Annotated in this window: 17 protein-coding genes and 1 tRNA gene; 4 read left to right on the forward strand and 14 right to left on the reverse strand. The window is 59.6% G+C overall.

Going from position 1 to position 16,373, the window contains the following annotated elements:
- Positions 1-27 precede the first annotated feature (27 nt).
- The 10 genes from ACR0CE_RS10045 to ACR0CE_RS10090 form a co-directional block, all read right to left on the reverse strand.
- Positions 28-1,209, reverse strand: a complete 1,182-nt coding sequence (locus ACR0CE_RS10045; RefSeq protein ID WP_480832196.1) for a phytanoyl-CoA dioxygenase family protein — start codon at positions 1,207-1,209, stop codon at positions 28-30.
- A 47-nt stretch (positions 1,210-1,256) separates the two neighbouring features.
- Positions 1,257-2,156 carry a myo-inosose-2 dehydratase gene (iolE, locus tag ACR0CE_RS10050; RefSeq protein WP_480832198.1) on the reverse strand — a complete coding sequence of 300 codons (900 nt, stop codon included), beginning with the start codon at positions 2,154-2,156 and terminating at the stop codon, positions 1,257-1,259.
- Positions 2,153-3,985: a 3D-(3,5/4)-trihydroxycyclohexane-1,2-dione acylhydrolase (decyclizing) gene (gene iolD, locus ACR0CE_RS10055; protein ID WP_480832200.1), complete on the reverse strand. Its 1,833-nt coding sequence runs from the start codon at positions 3,983-3,985 to the stop codon at positions 2,153-2,155. Before iolD ends, iolE begins: the two co-directional genes overlap by 4 nt.
- Positions 3,986-4,136: 151 nt before the next feature.
- Positions 4,137-4,958 carry an ATP-binding cassette domain-containing protein gene (locus tag ACR0CE_RS10060; protein ID WP_267364097.1) on the reverse strand — a complete coding sequence of 274 codons (822 nt, stop codon included), beginning with the start codon at positions 4,956-4,958 and terminating at the stop codon, positions 4,137-4,139.
- A 1-nt stretch (position 4,959) separates the two neighbouring features.
- On the reverse strand, positions 4,960-6,066 hold the full coding sequence (locus ACR0CE_RS10065; protein ID WP_480475272.1) for an ABC transporter permease: 1,107 nt from the start codon (positions 6,064-6,066) through the stop codon (positions 4,960-4,962).
- Between the two features lie 68 nt (positions 6,067-6,134).
- Positions 6,135-7,055: a sugar ABC transporter substrate-binding protein gene (locus ACR0CE_RS10070; protein WP_267364100.1), complete on the reverse strand. Its 921-nt coding sequence runs from the start codon at positions 7,053-7,055 to the stop codon at positions 6,135-6,137.
- 124 nt (positions 7,056-7,179) lie between these two features.
- Positions 7,180-8,193, reverse strand: coding sequence for an inositol 2-dehydrogenase (gene iolG, locus ACR0CE_RS10075; protein WP_480832202.1), 1,014 nt, complete (start codon positions 8,191-8,193; stop codon positions 7,180-7,182).
- Positions 8,194-8,581: 388 nt separating this feature from the next.
- A tRNA-Arg gene (locus ACR0CE_RS10080) sits at positions 8,582-8,658 on the reverse strand.
- A 21-nt stretch (positions 8,659-8,679) separates the two neighbouring features.
- Entirely contained in the window at positions 8,680-9,156 is a 477-nt protein-coding gene (locus ACR0CE_RS10085) for a GNAT family N-acetyltransferase (protein ID WP_480832204.1), read from the reverse strand.
- Positions 9,157-9,468 (reverse strand): ETC complex I subunit, encoded by a 312-nt coding sequence (locus ACR0CE_RS10090; RefSeq protein ID WP_267366439.1) that lies wholly within the window; start codon positions 9,466-9,468, stop codon positions 9,157-9,159.
- 269 nt (positions 9,469-9,737) lie between these two features.
- On the opposite strand from ACR0CE_RS10090, the gene uvrB reads away from it, so the two are divergent.
- The gene (uvrB, locus tag ACR0CE_RS10095) at positions 9,738-11,924 is read left to right on the forward strand and encodes an excinuclease ABC subunit UvrB (protein WP_480832207.1); all 2,187 of its coding nucleotides are present in this window, start codon (positions 9,738-9,740) and stop codon (positions 11,922-11,924) included.
- 79 nt (positions 11,925-12,003) lie between these two features.
- Complete coding sequence (locus ACR0CE_RS10100; RefSeq protein ID WP_480832208.1) at positions 12,004-12,654, forward strand: hypothetical protein; 651 nt, start codon at positions 12,004-12,006, stop codon at positions 12,652-12,654.
- Positions 12,655-12,831: 177 nt separating this feature from the next.
- On the opposite strand, the gene ACR0CE_RS10105 is transcribed toward ACR0CE_RS10100, so the two are convergent.
- The gene (locus ACR0CE_RS10105) at positions 12,832-13,122 is read right to left on the reverse strand and encodes an antibiotic biosynthesis monooxygenase family protein (protein WP_209507883.1); all 291 of its coding nucleotides are present in this window, start codon (positions 13,120-13,122) and stop codon (positions 12,832-12,834) included.
- A gap of 256 nt (positions 13,123-13,378) precedes the next feature.
- Here ACR0CE_RS10105 and ACR0CE_RS10110 point away from each other — a divergent pair, with 256 nt between their 5' ends.
- Together ACR0CE_RS10110 and ACR0CE_RS10115 are read left to right on the forward strand one after the other, a co-directional pair.
- Positions 13,379-14,170, forward strand: a complete 792-nt coding sequence (locus ACR0CE_RS10110) for a formate/nitrite transporter family protein (RefSeq protein ID WP_480832210.1) — start codon at positions 13,379-13,381, stop codon at positions 14,168-14,170.
- 110 nt (positions 14,171-14,280) lie between these two features.
- A complete protein-coding gene (locus ACR0CE_RS10115; protein WP_480832212.1) occupies positions 14,281-14,988 on the forward strand; it encodes an ORF6N domain-containing protein in 708 nt (235 codons plus the stop codon).
- Positions 14,989-15,003: 15 nt separating this feature from the next.
- On the opposite strand, the gene ACR0CE_RS10120 is transcribed toward ACR0CE_RS10115, so the two are convergent.
- From ACR0CE_RS10120 to ACR0CE_RS10130, 3 genes are all read right to left on the reverse strand, one after another.
- The gene (locus tag ACR0CE_RS10120; protein ID WP_480832213.1) at positions 15,004-15,432 is read right to left on the reverse strand and encodes an excalibur calcium-binding domain-containing protein; all 429 of its coding nucleotides are present in this window, start codon (positions 15,430-15,432) and stop codon (positions 15,004-15,006) included.
- Between the two features lie 132 nt (positions 15,433-15,564).
- Positions 15,565-15,972 carry a universal stress protein gene (locus ACR0CE_RS10125; RefSeq protein WP_209507891.1) on the reverse strand — a complete coding sequence of 136 codons (408 nt, stop codon included), beginning with the start codon at positions 15,970-15,972 and terminating at the stop codon, positions 15,565-15,567.
- Positions 15,973-16,036: 64 nt separating this feature from the next.
- Complete coding sequence (locus ACR0CE_RS10130; RefSeq protein WP_209507893.1) at positions 16,037-16,363, reverse strand: antibiotic biosynthesis monooxygenase family protein; 327 nt, start codon at positions 16,361-16,363, stop codon at positions 16,037-16,039.
- Between the last annotated feature and the right edge of the window lie 10 nt (positions 16,364-16,373).

The raw sequence follows: 16,373 nt of genomic DNA on the forward strand, positions 1-16,373 counted from the left end.
GGCCTAAACGGCCCGCCTGTATCGCCCTCAGGCCGCTTGCCGTGTTTGCAGGGCCAAAAGCGCGGCAGACAGCTGAGCCTCGGCCCACCCTTCCGATACGGCCCTGTGCAATATGTCGGCCTGGCTTTCGGGCGCGTTGCCACCAATCGGCGGGTCGGTGTCCAGATTGGTCGGGAACGGATAGCCCTCAGCCGTTGCGGCAATAGCGGCATTCAGCTCTGCCGCACTCAGCGCCCCCCGTTGTTTCAGGGCGACCAGCGACGGAAACACCGCCTGCGACATGGACTGCCGGTCAACCATCTCCATCGCGCGGCCAAAAGCGGATGAGACCTGCAACAGGTTCGCCATCCGCTGAATATCCGTACTGCTGTTTTCCCCGGCAGCGTGGAACAGCGCCGGGTTGAAGAACACCGCATCCCCCTTCGCAAGGGGCAACTGAATGTAGTTCTCTTCAAAAAACGCCCGGTGTGCCGCATCGTGAAAGGCCAGATATCCCGGCGCGTAAAGCTGCGAAAACGGCAACAGTTTGGTTGGGCCGCTTTCCACGGGCATGTCACAATGCGCAACCGCGCCTTGCAAGGTCAGCGAGGCCGTCACCAGATGGGCATGGGCCGGATACCGTGCGGCGCTGTCGGCGGTTTGAAAGCCCAGATGGTAATCCCGATGCGCCTGCTGTGCCTTGCCGCCGGGGCGCACCTGATTGATTTGCGCGGTCATTTGATAGTTCGGCCCCAGCCACGCCTCGCAAGCCGCTGCAATGGCCACATTCCCGAAATAGAGCGCAAAGCCCTCGGGATCGCGCAAGCACTGTTTCTGTAACGCGTTCCATATCCGGTCATTCGCGCCCGAGGCTGCAAAGTGGTCGCCTTCCCCGGCCCCGCCCTGACGTTCTTCTTCGATGATCTGATGGAACACAGCGGTCGCCCGGTCGATCACGGACGTATCCGCAAATGCGCCTTTTAGAACGATCACGCCCGCCGACTTGTCCAGCACATACGCCCATTCCGCCAGCAGCGCTTTTCTTTGATCAGCCTTCTCCAACACCGGGCGCAGCGCATGCATATCATAGATCGGAACGTTCTTTTGCACCGATGCGGCATGAGGCACCGCACCGGCTGTCAGGTTTTGCGAGGTCAACACCTTGAACTCATCCAGATCGCAGGATTCCCGGTCAAAATAGCCGACATATCCAAGGTCTTGATGTACCATGACAAACTCCTCTTTCATGGCTTCGGTGTTGCCCCGAGGGGCGGTGATTAAACGGTGATCTCCAACCCTGCCTTGCCGCAAACCTCGACGATGTGGTCATAGCCCAATTTGGAGTACTCATAGGGCGGCGCCTTGGCGGGGTCCTGCTCGGCCTCGACCACGATCCAGCCGCTGTAATCCATTGCTTTCAACGCGTTGGCTACGGCCTGAAAGTCGATGCACCCATCACCCGGCACGGTGAACGCGCCGGCGATCACCGCATCCAGAAAGCTGCGATTGTTCTCGCGCGTGTCCCGCACGATGTCCGGGCGGATATCCTTGAAGTGGACATGGTGCACACGGTCGCCCCAACGGTTCAGTGTGGCCATCACGTCGCCGCCACCAAACAGCAGATGGCCCGTATCGAAGCACAAGCTCAATTCGGGGCCGGAACCCTCCATCAACCAGTTCACATCCTCTTCGCTTTCGATGATCGTGCCCATGTGATGGTGATAGGCCATCGGCATACCCTGATCTGCCATCCATTTGGCAAGCTCGGTCAGCTTGGCCGCATAGGCCAGAACCTCGTCTTTGGACAGCTTCGGGCGGTCATTGACCGGCGTTCCGATCTGCCCCTGGACGGTATTGGAACACTCGGCGTAAACGATGCAGGGGCTGTTCAGCGCAACAAATTGTTCGACCTGTTCACGCACGACAGCGATTTCGGCGTCCAGGTCATTGACCAGAGTACTACCCGAGCACCAGCCGCCACACAACGCGATGTCATTGGCCTCCAGATAGGCGCGCAACCCTTCGGTGTCGCCCGGCATCCGCTGACCCCGTTCAACACCGGTATAGCCGATCTCGCGCGCTTCTTTAAGCGCCTGCTCCATCGTGTAGGCTGCGGTCAGGTCCGGCAAATCGTCATTCTGCCAGGCAATCGGAGAGATACCGATCTTCACGCTCATTTCGTGTTTCTTTCCTTGATGGCGACCTCATAGGCCGCACGTTTTTCGTTAACTTCCGGGCGGATGCTGACCTCGGGCACCGCCACTTCCCACCACGTTCCGCCATATTCGGTCGATGGGTAGGGATCGGTGTCGATCACCACCACATAAGGGCCTCTGACCTCGGCGCGTTTGGCCAGTGCCTCCTCAAGCTCGGCGATCGAGCTGACCTTGACCGCCGTCGCCCCCATTGCTTCGGCATGTTTGGCAAAGTCGATCACCGAATTTTCACCGCCGATTGCGTGATCCAGCAGGTTGTTAAACTCGGCCCCGCCGGTTCCCATCTGCAAACGGTTGATGCAGCCAAAGCCGCGATTGTCGGTGACCACAACGGTGAACGAAATCCCCATCATCGCCGCCGTCGCCATTTCCGAGTTCGCCATCATGTAAGTACCGTCACCGGTAAAGCAGATCACGTCGCGGTCGGGCTGGGCCAACTTGATGCCCATGGCACCGGCGATCTCATACCCCATGCAGCTGAAGCCATATTCCATGTGATAGGCACCGGGGCGCGGTGCCTTCCACAGCTTGTGCAGCTCACCCGGCATCGTGCCTGCGGCACACATGGCAACGGTGTTTTCATTGGCCGCCCGCTGCACGGCACCAATCACCTGCATGTCCGTGGGCAGCGCATTGCTGTCTGCGGGCGCGTCGGTCAATGCGTCGACCTTGGCAAACCACTCGGGTTTCAGCGTTGCAGGCATATCAGGCGCGCGGTAACCGCCCAACGCACCGCTCAGTTCACCAAGCCCTACGCGGGCGTCAGCCTGCAGCGGCATCGCGCCGTGCTTTGCCGCGTCATAGGCGGCGGTGTTCAGGCTGATCAACTCCCGCTCGGGGTTTGCGAACAATCCCCAAGACCCTGTGGTGAAGTCCTGAAACCGGGTGCCGACGCCCAGCACCAGATCAGCCTCGGCGCAGATATCATTGGCAGGCTCACCGCCGGTGACGCCAATCGGACCAAGGTTCAGGGGGTGATCCCAGGCCAGCGCGGACTTACCGGCCTGCGTCTCGGCCACCGGCACGTTGTGTGCCTCGGCAAAGCGCTGCAACGCGGTGGTCGCATCCGAATAATGCACACCGCCCCCAGCCACGATCACAGGGCGCTTGGCTGCCTTGATTGCGGCCACGGCTCGTGCCAATTCACCTTCATCCGGACGAATGCGGCGCTGATACCAGACGCGCGGGTCAAAAAAGCTCACGGGATAGTCATAAGCTTCGGCCTGCACATCCTGACAAAAGGCCAGCGTCACCGGACCGCAATCCGCCGGGTCCGTCATGGTGCGGAAGGCGCGCGGCAGAGCCGTCAGCAGGTGCTCCGGCCGCGTGATGCGGTCGAAATACCGGCTGACCGGTCTGAAACAGTCATTTGCGCTGATGGTTCCGTCCGAGAACACTTCGGGTTGCTGCAAAACCGGGTCGGGACCACGCGTGGCAAACACGTCACCGGGCAGCAACAAAACCGGCAGGCGGTTCACATGGGCCAGAGCAGCGGCCGTGACCATGTTGGTGGCCCCCGGCCCGATGGACGAAGTGACCGCCATCGCCCGCCTGCGCCCCAACTGCTTGGCATAGGCAATCGCGCAATGCGCCATGGTCTGCTCATTATGACCGCGATAGGTGGGCAGGCTGTCTTTCACACCGTGCAACGCCTCGCCCAGACCGGCCACATTGCCATGGCCGAAGATCGCCCAGACACCTGCGATAAAGGGCTCTCCGGCCTCGTTCATCTGCGCGCCCAGATAGCGCACCAGAGCCTGCGCCGCGGTCAGTCGGACTGTCTTGCTCATCATGATCCCTTTCAACTCAGCTCCGCCTTTGGCGGCCTGCGGGTTTTCTCATTTGCGAAGGTGCCAGCTTTTGTATCAAAGCCTGAAAACAGAGTGGCGTCACGTGCCACCGCCAGATGGATGCCCCATTGGGGCATCCAAGTTCTGTATTTTAAACCGTACCGCCCAGCGATCCCTCAAGCTCGGCCATTTCCTGACCGCCTGCCATCAGGTCCTGCAACTGCTCTGGCGTGATCTCGCCACGCGTTGCTGTGCCCAGCGTCTTGCCCCGGTTCAAAACGGTGAACCTGTCACCCACCGCCAGCGCGTGACGCACGTTGTGGCTGATGAAAACCACGCCGACGCCCTGACTGCGCACCTTGTCGATGGTGGCCAGCACGTTCGAGGTCTGGCGCACACCCAGGGCCGAGGTCGGTTCGTCCAGGATCAGGATCTTGGCACCAAAATACACGGCGCGGGCAATGGCGACGGTCTGCCGTTCCCCCCCAGACAGGGTGCCAACGGCCTGATCCGGCCCACGCAGGTTGATGCCCATCTTGCGCATCTCTTCCATGCAGACCTCATTTGCGTGTTCAACATCGAACCGCTTCAGCAGACCCTTACCCTTGGTCGGCTCGCGCCCCATGAAAAAGTTGCGCGTGACGCTCATCAGCGGGATCATCGCCAGATCCTGGAACACGGTCGCGATGCCTGCCTCCATCGCATCCCGAGGGGTGTCGAAATGCAGCGGCCTGCCCTCGAAAAAGATCTCGCCCTTGGTGGGTTTATGTACCCCGGACATGGTCTTGATGAAGGTCGACTTACCCGCGCCGTTATCGCCCAGCAGGCAGTGGCATTCACCCGGTTTGACGTCAAAACTGACGCCCGCCAATGCGATGATGTTGCCAAAGTGCTTCTCGATATCCTTCATTTCCACGATGGGGGCCTGATCGCCCGCCGCATCGCCGTGGTGGAACTTGGTATCTTCGGTCATATCAGCGCTCCCCGGTTACGCGTTTGCGGATCGCGTTGTTGAACAGAACGGCAATCAGCAGCATCGCGCCCAGGAACACCTGGAACCAGTCCTGATCGAAATCCGTATAGGTCAGTCCGATGACAACCATGCCAAAGATGATCGAACCAAAGAACGCCCCGATGGCCGAGCCATATCCGCCCGTCAGCAGACAGCCCCCGATCACGGCAGCGATGATCGCCTCGAATTCTTTCTGGAAACCACGCCGTGCGTCGGTCGAGCCCGCGTCGATCACCGTAATGATGGCCACCAATGCAGCGCAACAGGCGGTCAGCATGAACAGAGACACCTTGATCTTGCTCACGGGAACACCGGAATTCGATGCCGCAGTGCTGTCACCGCCCGCCGCGAAAATCCAGTTCCCCGCCGGGGTTCGCAGCAACACATAGGTGGCGGCCAATGCCAGCACGATGAACCACAGGATTTCGACCGGAACGCCGGGCACCTTGGGTGCTCCGCTTTTGAAAGTGTCAATCATGCCATTGGCCGCCAGCCAGGCAAACAGGCTGCCAAAGGCTTCGCCCGAAAAGAACGGCGCCAGCCAGTCGTTTTCAACCACGTCACGCACACCGCGCAACTGGGTCGACCCTCCGGTCGCCGCTTTGAGGCCAACAAGGGACAAGCCACGCAGAATGAACAGGAAAGCCAGCGTCACGATAAAGGACGGCAGGCCAGATCTTATGACGATATTGCCGTTCACTGCTCCGACGAATGCCGCGAATACAAATGTCATGGGGATCGCAATGATCAGTGGCAGATGCCATGTCACCACGCAGACGCCGAAGAACAGGCCCGCAAACGCCACCATCGATCCGATGGACAGATCAAACTCACCACCGATCATCAGAAGGGCCGCACCGATTGCTAGAATGCCCAGCTGTGCCGCAGGTGTCATGAAGTTCATGACCCCGGCCAGGGTAAACATCGAATCGTCTGCTGTGATGGCAAAGAAGATGACCACCAGAACGACACCGGCCATCGCACCGAGTTCGGGCCGTTTCATGAGCTTGGTCATGAAAGGTTCTTTCTTGACCCTTTCGTCCCCGGCGATTTGCGCTGAGTCACTCATCGTTTCCTCCCACTTGGGTGGGAGCGGCGCCACCGCGCCGCCCCGTTTAGTTCAGGTTGCGGTATGGATCAGCGGATGCCCTGCGCGGACAGCTCGATCACCTGCGCGGCCTTGTCCTGAGTGATCAGGTTCGGACCCGAAGGAACGTTGCCACCGGGCATCAGGCCGTATTTGGCGTGCAGGCCCATGAAGTTCACCGACAGATACCCTTGCAGATACTGCTGCTGGTCAATGGCAAAGGCCGCGTCGCCATCCGCAATCGATTGCAGGAAGTTGGCCGACAGGTCGAAGGATGCAACATTCACATCACGGCCCGACGCTTTGACAGCGGCAACAGTCGGCTCACCGGCCGAGCTTGCACCCAGCGCCATGACCGTATCGACGGCTTCGTTTGCAGCCAGAGCAGCCGAGACCTTCGACTCGATTTCCGACGGGTCATTCGAGGTTGGCAGAACTTCGACATTACCGCCAAAGCCTTCCGCGAAACCTGCGCAACGCAGGTCCAGCGCAACGTTGCCCACTTCGTGGTTCACGCAGATCGCGGTTTTACCTCCCATCGAAGCCAGTTGTTCACCTGCAGCTTTCCCAGCGTCAAACTCGTCCTGACCCACGTGCAGCAACGCACCCAGCTGTTTCGACACATCCGATCCCGAGTTGATCGAGATCACCGGGATTCCAGCGGCAACGGCACGTTCGATTGACGGGCCAAGCGCATCCGCATCCGGGATCGAAACGATCAGGCCATCAGGTTCCTGGTTCACCGCAGCGTCGATCAGCTGCGACATGGCCACCATGTCGAAGGTTTCCGGCGCGCGGTATTCCACATTCACACCGACATCCTTGCCAGCCTGTTCAACACCGTTCTTCACGACGTTCCAGAATGCGTCATTGGCCTGGCCATGCGATACGACCACGATGTCCTGCGCAAGAGCGGGCGTAGCCAGGGCCAGTGCCCCCGCGGCAAGTGCACCTTTAACGAATTTCTTCATTTCAGTTTCCTCCCATTGGTTCAGTCTGATCTTCTGTTGGGGTACCGGCCCCAATCATCCGGCTGTGCCGAATCTCAGTGGCTGCGGCGCAGGGCCGAGCTGTCGTTAGTTTGAAGAATTTTGGTCATTTTGCAACCGGTTTCAAAATTTCCTCCATCCGGACGGGCTTTCCCGTCTGCGCTGACAGGGTCGCGGCCTCGGCCATCGCCAGCGCCGCCACACCATCCTGCAACGTGACTGGAACGTCGGAACCGCCGCTGACGGCATCAACAAATGCGGCCCATTCCACGCGATAGGCCGGCATGTAGCGTTCCAGAAAGAAATAAGTCGGCTTTGCGCCCACAACGCCATCTGCCGTCGATTTCACGACGGTGTTTTCCAGCATGTTATGCGCCTGCAACAACCCCTCCGAACCCAGCAACTCGACCCGCTGATCATACCCATAGGCCGCCCTGCGCGAGTTCTTGATGACCGCAATCCGGCCGTCTGCGTAAGTCATTGTGACCACAGCCGTATCCACATCGCCTGCCGCGCCGATATCCGCATCCACAAGCGACGATCCCACCGCCGTGACGATCTGGGGCACATCCCCCATCAGAAAGTTCGCCATGTCGAAATCGTGGATCATCATGTCCCGAAACAGTCCTCCGGACACTTTTACATAGCTGACCGGAGGCGGTGCCGGGTCAAATGACGTGATCGACAACAGTTCGGCCTTGCCGATTTCACCCGCGTACAGCCCGGCCTTCAAAGCTGCAAAATTGGGATCGAACCGCCGGTTAAACCCGATCATGACAGGTTTGCCGCGCCCCGCGACGGCGCTCAGACAGTCCTGTGCCCTCTGAAGGCTCAGATCGACGGGCTTTTCGCACAGAACGGCTTTGCCAGCGCCCGTGGCCGCCTCGATCAGGTCGGAATGCGTATCCGTCGGCGTTGCAATCAGAACCGCGTCAATTTCGGGATCAGCGATTATTTCTTCTGAACTGCGTGCCTCGGCCCCATATTCATCCGCGAGGTTGTTCGCCGCTTCGGGCAGCGCATCGGATACGGCACACAACCTGCTTCCCGGATGGGAAGATATGGCCTGCGCATGAACGCGCCCGATACGCCCGGCACCCAGCAATCCGACCCTCAACATGCAGCTCTCCCGAATCTTGTTGTTGTGCGTAACAATGATTTTCTTTGCAACCGGTTGCAATATATTTTTTGCATCGCCCCCGGTTTTGCCAGCGGTTCCCACAGCCTCAACACGAATACCGCGCAAAAAACCGGTCTGGTCTCAACAGGATTGCACTGCCTGACACGCATATTTCCGCGCAAATACCAGCCTACGGGAATCCCCCAATATCGCCGCACGGTGAATCACGTTAGATTGTACGTAAGGAACACGTACTACCACTCTGTGACCCCCTTAGAGGGGCTGGCATGACCCCCTCGTCCAGCCCCTCATACCACACCAAACAGCCACAAGATTACGACGCGCCGACCAAAGCAGGCGCATGTCCGGTATTGATCTGGTTTGATAATGGCGATCCCTGAAGGACTCGAACCCTCAACCTGCTGATTAGAAGTCAGCTGCTCTATCCAGTTGAGCTAAGGGACCGCTGCGCCCTTCTTGCGGTTTTTACCCGCGGGGTTCAAGAGGCAAGCGCATGAATGCGCTGTTGGGATCGTCAACATACCCAAAGATAGGCCCGCAATAGGAATACCCCAGCGACTCATACAACTTGCGGGCGGCATCATATTCGCGAAGATGGCTCGCCCCGGTCTCAAGAACCAATGCCGCACACCCCTCTGCGCCAGCCTGTTCAGCCAGATGCACCATCAGAACGCGCGCCAGCCCGCGCCCTCTTGCCTGCGCCAGAATATGCACCGATTTCACTTCGGCGGTTCCATCGGGCAGCGCTTTCAGCGCACCGCACCCCAATGGCTGCTGTCCGTCAAAAATGGCCCAGAACCGCACCCCCCGCCCGGCCAAGGCTTCAGCGTCCATCGTGTGGTTGCTTTCCGCAGGTCCCGCAGTTTCACCATGGGCAAAATGCGCATCGACAATCGGGCGCAATACGTCCGATGTCGGGTCAGCCTCTCGGATTTCGATCATTCAGTGCGTCCAGGGGCCGCGCCGGTCGGTTGCGAAATTCTCGCCATAACCCCGCGCGCGCAGATTGGGTTTGCGCTTGTGCGGCTCGCTGACCTCGGCATCGATACCGTGGGCCTTGGCATAATCCAGCGCCTCTTCCCGCGTGTCGAACTTCAGGCGCACCTGAGCCTGCGTGTCGCTGGACGACGTCCAGCCCATCAGCGGATCAACCTCGCGCGCCGAGGCCGGGGCGTATTCCAGAACCCATTTGCGGGTCTTGGCCATCCCCGAGGTCATCGCATTTCTTGCGGGCTGGTAGATCCGTGCGCGCATGTCGCCTCTCCGTACTCACTTGGCTGAGCCCGTTTATGCGTCAGAGCGCGCCCGGGGGCAAGATTGCAATTGTCGCGGCTCCGCCTGCGAACTCATGCCAGAAACTGTCATCAGGTCGGAATAGGGTCTCGCCAAACAAACGCAAGAACATCACACCGTCTCACCCGTCGCACGGCCTCAGACCGCATAGCGGGCAATGAATCCGGATCGGCCCTTGCAGTTGGACAAAATAAGAACAAATGTAAGGGCCTGACGCCCGGAGCCTGCCAATGCCTTACGCCCATTCCGACAAGACCCAACTGACCGCCGAAGACGTGCGCGCGCGCCTGAAACTGGAAGGCGGCCGACAATTCGTGATGCATACCGAATTCAACCCGGCGGGCGATCAGCCCACGGCGATCAAGGAACTGGCAGGCGGCGTGCTGGACGGGGAACGCGATCAGGTGCTGCTGGGCGCGACCGGAACGGGCAAGACCTTCACCATGGCCAAGGTGATTGAAGAAACCCAGCGTCCGGCCATCATCCTCGCCCCCAACAAGACATTGGCGGCGCAGCTATATGGTGAGTTCAAGGGCTTCTTCCCCGAAAACTCGGTGGAATATTTCGTGTCCTATTACGACTATTACCAACCCGAAGCCTATGTGCCGCGCTCTGACACCTACATAGAAAAAGAATCCCAGATCAACGAACAGATCGACCGGATGCGCCACTCGGCCACGCGGGCGTTGCTGGAACGCGATGACGTGATCATCGTTGCTTCGGTCAGCTGCATCTACGGTATCGGTTCGGTCGAAACCTACGGGGCGATGACGCAGGATCTGAAGGTCGGTCACGAATACGACCAGCGGCAGGTGATGGCCGATCTGGTGGCCCAGCAATACCGCCGTAACGATCAGGGGTTTCAGCGCGGCTCGTTCCGGGTGCGGGGCGACAGTTTGGAAATCTGGCCCGCCCACCTCGAAGACCGCGCCTGGAAACTGTCCTTCTTCGGCGAGGAACTGGAACAGGTCACCGAATTCGACCCGCTGACCGGTGAAAAGACCGACACGATGGACCATATCCGGGTCTATGCGAATTCCCACTACGTGACGCCGAAACCGACGATGCAGCAGGCGATCATCGGGATCAAAAAAGAACTGCGGACGCGCCTCGACCAGCTGGTCGGCGAAGGCAAACTGCTCGAGGCGCAGCGGCTGGAACAGCGCACCAATTTCGATCTGGAAATGCTCGAGGCCACCGGCGTCTGCAACGGGATCGAGAACTATTCGCGCTATCTGACCGGCCGCGCTCCGGGCGAACCGCCCCCGACCCTGTTCGAATTCATCCCCGACAACGCCATCGTCTTTGCTGACGAATCCCATGTCAGCGTTCCGCAGATCGGCGGCATGTACCGGGGCGACTACCGGCGCAAGTTCACGCTGGCCGAACACGGGTTCCGCCTGCCGTCCTGCATGGACAACCGGCCTTTGAAGTTCGAGGAATGGGATGCCATGCGCCCGCAATCCGTCTTCGTCTCGGCCACCCCCGCCGCGTGGGAGCTGGACCAGACCGGCGGCGTCTTCACCGAACAGGTGATCCGCCCCACCGGCCTGCTGGACCCGCAGGTCGAAATCCGCCCCGTGTCGATGCAGGTCGACGACCTGCTGGACGAGGTGCGCAAGGTCGCCGCCGATGGCTATCGCACATTGGTCACGACGCTGACCAAACGCATGGCCGAGGACCTGACCGAATACCTGCACGAACAGGGCATCAAGGTCCGCTACATGCATTCCGATATCGACACGCTGGAACGGATCGAGATTCTGCGCGACCTGCGTCTGGGCGCCTTCGACGTGCTGGTCGGCATCAACCTGCTGCGTGAAGGGCTCGACATCCCCGAATGCGGGCTGGTCGCCATTCTGGACGCCGACAAGGAAGGCTTTTTGCGGTCCGAGACCTCGCTGGTTCAGACCATCGGTCGCGCCGCGCGCAACGCCGAGGGCCGGGTGATCATGTATGCCGACAAGATCACCGGTTCGATGGAACGCGCACTGGCGGAAACCGACCGCCGCCGCGCCAAGCAGATGGCCTATAACGAGGAACACGGTATCACGCCCGCGACCGTTAAAAAGAATGTCGAGGATGTTCTGGCCGGGCTTTATGAGGGCGACGTGGACATGAACCGCGTCACCGCCACCATCGACAAACCGATGCACGGCGCCAACCTCGAGGCGCACCTGAACGGGCTGCGCGACCAGATGCGCAAAGCCGCCGAGAACCTGGAATTCGAAGAGGCCGCCAACATCCGGGATGAGATCAAACGCCTGGAAGCGGTCGATCTGGCCATCGCCGACGACCCCATGGCCCGCCAATGGGCGGTCGAGAAAGCCTCGGAGGAGGCAGTGAAATCGCGCGGACGGTCAACGGCTGGACGACCCGGGCAACGGGGTGGGAATGTGAAGAGAAGGAAGCGGTAGGTTAAAACGCAACTGACGGTTGCAATTTGCCTCAAAGCAGGAAATCTATCTTCTTAGACAATCGGTTTAGGAAAGTTTTTTGATCACGCTTCTTATTGCAGTTGGACTGCTCGGAACAATTTCACTCCTAGCAATGGTTTGGGTATGGGTAAGTGTGCTCGCAGGATGGCGCGAAGCGTCGCCCAGCAGAAGTATATCAATGCTATGGTTCGTGCTCCTTTTGATGATCATCTGGGGACTTGGAGTAGATTCGAGCTTTAGCGGCTTACGAATGCTGGCGCTAGCTGTATGGCCCGCCTCAATCCTATTTTTACTGGGAGATGCTTTAACCGCGAGACTTTTTGTTTTTTTCTTTGCGGCGTTGATTTTACTGTTTTTGGTGGCCGCAGCCGCTGCGATCATGCCGGGCAAGGCAAAAATACCGACTATTATTGTTGGCGCAATGCTTACAGTGATAGGTCCGGTCGCGTTGCAAAACCTGCAAGTGCAATGGCAAATGAAAAGATACGCGAAAGCATCCGAGTTACGCATCATAGAACGTTCGTCTTTGTTCAAGTCCATTCGAGATCGCTCCGACGGTTACCAGTCCCCACATGGCGTCGCGTGTAACAGCGAGAATTGGCCGTTTCTTTGGAGTTATCGGCACAGAGACTGGATCGCACTGCCGTCCAACACCCGTTACGGCGGTGATACTAAGGAAAGAGTTATGAGCGTTTGCCTGAGTAGGTAAGTCACATCCCACACTCCACCCTTGCAGCCCAGCGCGCACTCCTCCACGTTTGAATTCACAAATTGTGTTTCCAAGCGGTTGCCATGACGAACCCGAACACCCTGGCCAGACCACATGAGGTCCAAATCGCTGTTCTCTCCAAATAAAAGAAAGGGCGGGAACCCCCCGCCCGAACCGTTACCCCTTATCCCAATGGGCAATCACGTCGTACCCAACCGGCGTCGGCGGGCCTTCCATGAATTCAGCGAAATGGCCCCACAGCTCGGCCACTTTGGGCGCATTCGCGTTCGAGGTCGCTTCGCTTTCGACCACCGAGATCACATAGCCTGAACCATCCTCGTTCATCACGTTGGTAAAGCTGTGCATGCCGGGCATACCCATGATGTCGGATTTCAATTCATTCATCTTCGCCGTCGCCGCCTCGCGCGTACCGGGCTTCATTTTGTATTGGGTAATTCGTGCAAACATCACTATCCTCCGTCGTCTGGCAAAATTGCCATGTAACACGGCCGGAACGGCCCCGCCGCGCGCACCCTAGCACGACAGCCAGAAATCTCGCATTGATACCGGCGATTTGCGCCGATTTTCAACCATACACCGCACTGCATCCGGGCGGCTGTCCCTTCAGGGTTGCAGCCTCGCCCCCAGTGCGGTTGTTTTTGCACCGACGGATGCTTGATCCCAATCAATGCCGCACCACGAATGCCTCGGCAAAGTGGGTCCCATGCAAACACGGAACCCAACCGGCATAGACGCTTACAAACCCGCCCAGATCGCCGAGCTGGTTGAAACAGCTGGCGTTGCCAAGGCACATCTCACGGTCGGCCAGACACTGACTCTGGCGATACTCGCGGGCGTGTTCATCGGCTTCGGCGGGGCCGCCTTCACCATGGTCATGACCGGCGTTGACCCGGGGTTTGGACCGGCCCGGTTTCTGGGTGGTGTCGTGTTCTCGCTGGGCCTGATCCTTGTGATCGTCGGCGGGGCCGAGCTGTTCACCGGTAACGCCCTGATGACTATCGCGGCGGTGGATCGGAAAATCTCACCGCGCGCCCTGCTGCGCAACTGGGGCCTCGTGTACCTTGGGAATTTGGTCGGGGCCATCGCGCTGGCTCTGGCCTTCGCTGCAACCGGCTTGTTTGACGGGCCCATGGGGGCCACCGCATCAGCAATCGCAAATGGCAAGATCGACCTCTCGGCCACCCAAGCCTTTGCGCGCGGCGTTCTGTGCAACGCGTTGGTCTGCCTTGCCGTCTGGCTGAGCTTCGCGGCCAGATCGGTGGCGGGCAAGATCATGGCAGTACTCTGGCCCATTGCGGCGTTTGTCCTGTTGGGGCTCGAACATTCGGTCGCCAACATGTACCTGCTGCCGCAGGGCGCGCTTGCCGGTGCCGATTTCGGTTTGGGCGCGGCCATGGGCAACCTCTTCTGGGTCACGATCGGCAATATTGTCGGCGGCGCAGGCGGCGTCGCGCTTGCCTATCGCTTTGCCTATCTGCGCAATACGCCCGGCTGAGCACGCGGTTTATCAGGTTTTGGGCAAGGAGATCCCCACACTCCACCCTTGCACCCCGCCCCACCCTCCTCCACGTTTGAAATCACAAATTGTGATTCCAAACGGCTGCCATGACGAACCCGAAAAACCTGCCCAGCACGCATGAGGTCCAAAGTGCCATTCACAGGGTGCGCGGCACCCGAGTGGTGCTGGCCGAGGATCTGGCGCAGTTCTACGGAAAATCCGTCAGTGCGTTTAATCAGGCGGTGTCGCGCAACACCGACCTGTTCGAGGGCTACCGCTTTCAGCTGACCGATGCCGAGGTCGCTGATTTGCAATCACAGAATGTGATTTCAAAACCCAAAGGCCGCGGCGGGCGGCGGGTCAATCCGTGGGTCTATACCGATTACGGCGTGGCCATCGCCTCGGCTCTGTTCAAGGACCCGCGCGCGATCAAGATCACGCGGATGATCACCGAAGCCTTTGTCGATGGCGCGAACGCCCTGGCCGAGACCCCGCGCAACCTGCCGGAAATCCTGCCCCCCGAACAGGCCCCCGCCCCGCTGCTGCCCAATGGTGACCAACTGCGCGATCTGGCCGAAAACATCCTCGATTCCGGCCAGCAGAGCCTTGTCGATTATATCGCCAACCCCACCACCAAGCGCCAACAGGCCGTGGCGGTGATCATGAAGACGCTGGCCGAAACCGCCGGGGAAGAGGTCCGCACCCAACAGGAGCGCCTGCGCCTGCGTATCGCCGAACGGCTGGCCACCGGCGATTATGCCAGTGACGACGACCGCAAAGGGTTGTTGGAACTGCTACAGGCGATGAAAGGCTAGACCCTTCCCCCGAATTCAGGGGCGCACGAACTTGGCGCTTCCCACCGACCGTTCGCGCGGCTTCGGCTGGTCCTGCGCCTGCACGGTGGTCACACGTGGCAGCTCCAGCTCGGCATACCCGCAGGCCACCCCGTCACCATCCGGATCGTTGCGCTCATGATAACCCGGCTGTCCTGCGCGGAACGGCCCGATCCCCATGGCCTGCGTCGCATCACATCCCGCCAGCGCGATCAGGTGGATCACCGCCTCGTCCCGCTCATAGCCCGAGGTGCGCAGAAAGACGCCCGTGGCAATCAGCGCGGTCGTCAGCGGCAGCAGCAGAACCATGACCAGTATCCGCAGCGGGGACAGCGCCTGCCGCCGCGCCGCCTCGGCGCGCTGGTGTCGTTTGGCCGAGCGCGGGTTCAGGTCAGGTGCTTCCTGCGTTGGTTTCTTGAACAACATGCCCCGACCCATAAGGGCAATATGTGGCAAAGCCGAGGCAACACAGTTCCACCGGGTTCAAAAAATCTGGCCCGGCCCAAAACCACCGCCCGCACAGGCACAATTTTGCTTACTGCCGATGATGTCCGACCGTTACCGGACCACATGTACCGCGCAAGGGGCGTGGCGTACGATATGGGACGCGGTTGACCCCAGCAGCAGATCCTGCATCCCCGGCCGGTGCGAGGCCACGATGATCAGGTCCGGGTGATGCGCCTCGGCCCAATCCAGAATGGTCCGGCCGGAATGCCCTTCGACCACCACGCCCGTGGCATTCGGCAATTGCGACGCCAGCGTATCAAGCTCTGACTGAATCGCCTTTCGGGCCTCGGACAAATATTCCGCCGGCATGTACGAGATTGCATAATTCGGAATATGCTCAACCACATGCAGCAATGTGACCTGCGCGTCCGGCGTGGCCAGAACCCGGGCCAGTTTCAACGGCCCGGACGTATCTCTTTCGGCATCGAAAGAGATCGGAACGAGAATGTTGTGATACATAGCATGCGCCTCCGTTTTGCAGACTTACTTTGAAACAGACATGCACCGCAGGCTTTGATTCAGGTCAGGTAGAGCCAAATGTCTCTGCAACGTCATACATGACCGGCTCAAAGCTCTTGCACAGCTCGTTGATCTTGCGGTTGCGGTCGCGCATCTCGGGGGTCCGCAGCATGGCCAGGAAATCCTCGCGACGTTGCCATTGCGAATAGTTGGCAATCCGGGTTTGCGCATCATTCACATGAAGCCCCGCAGAAACAAAGCCGGGCTGCTTCGAGATGAACTCGGAATAGGCGTCGGTCAGCGCTTCCAAAAGGTCCTGACAGGTGCCGGGCGTCATTTCAAACGTGGTGATAACTGTCTGAACACTGGCGTTTTTGGCGATTTTCGGCATCGGGATTCTC

Source organism: Ruegeria sp. L11 (assembly GCF_056531755.1).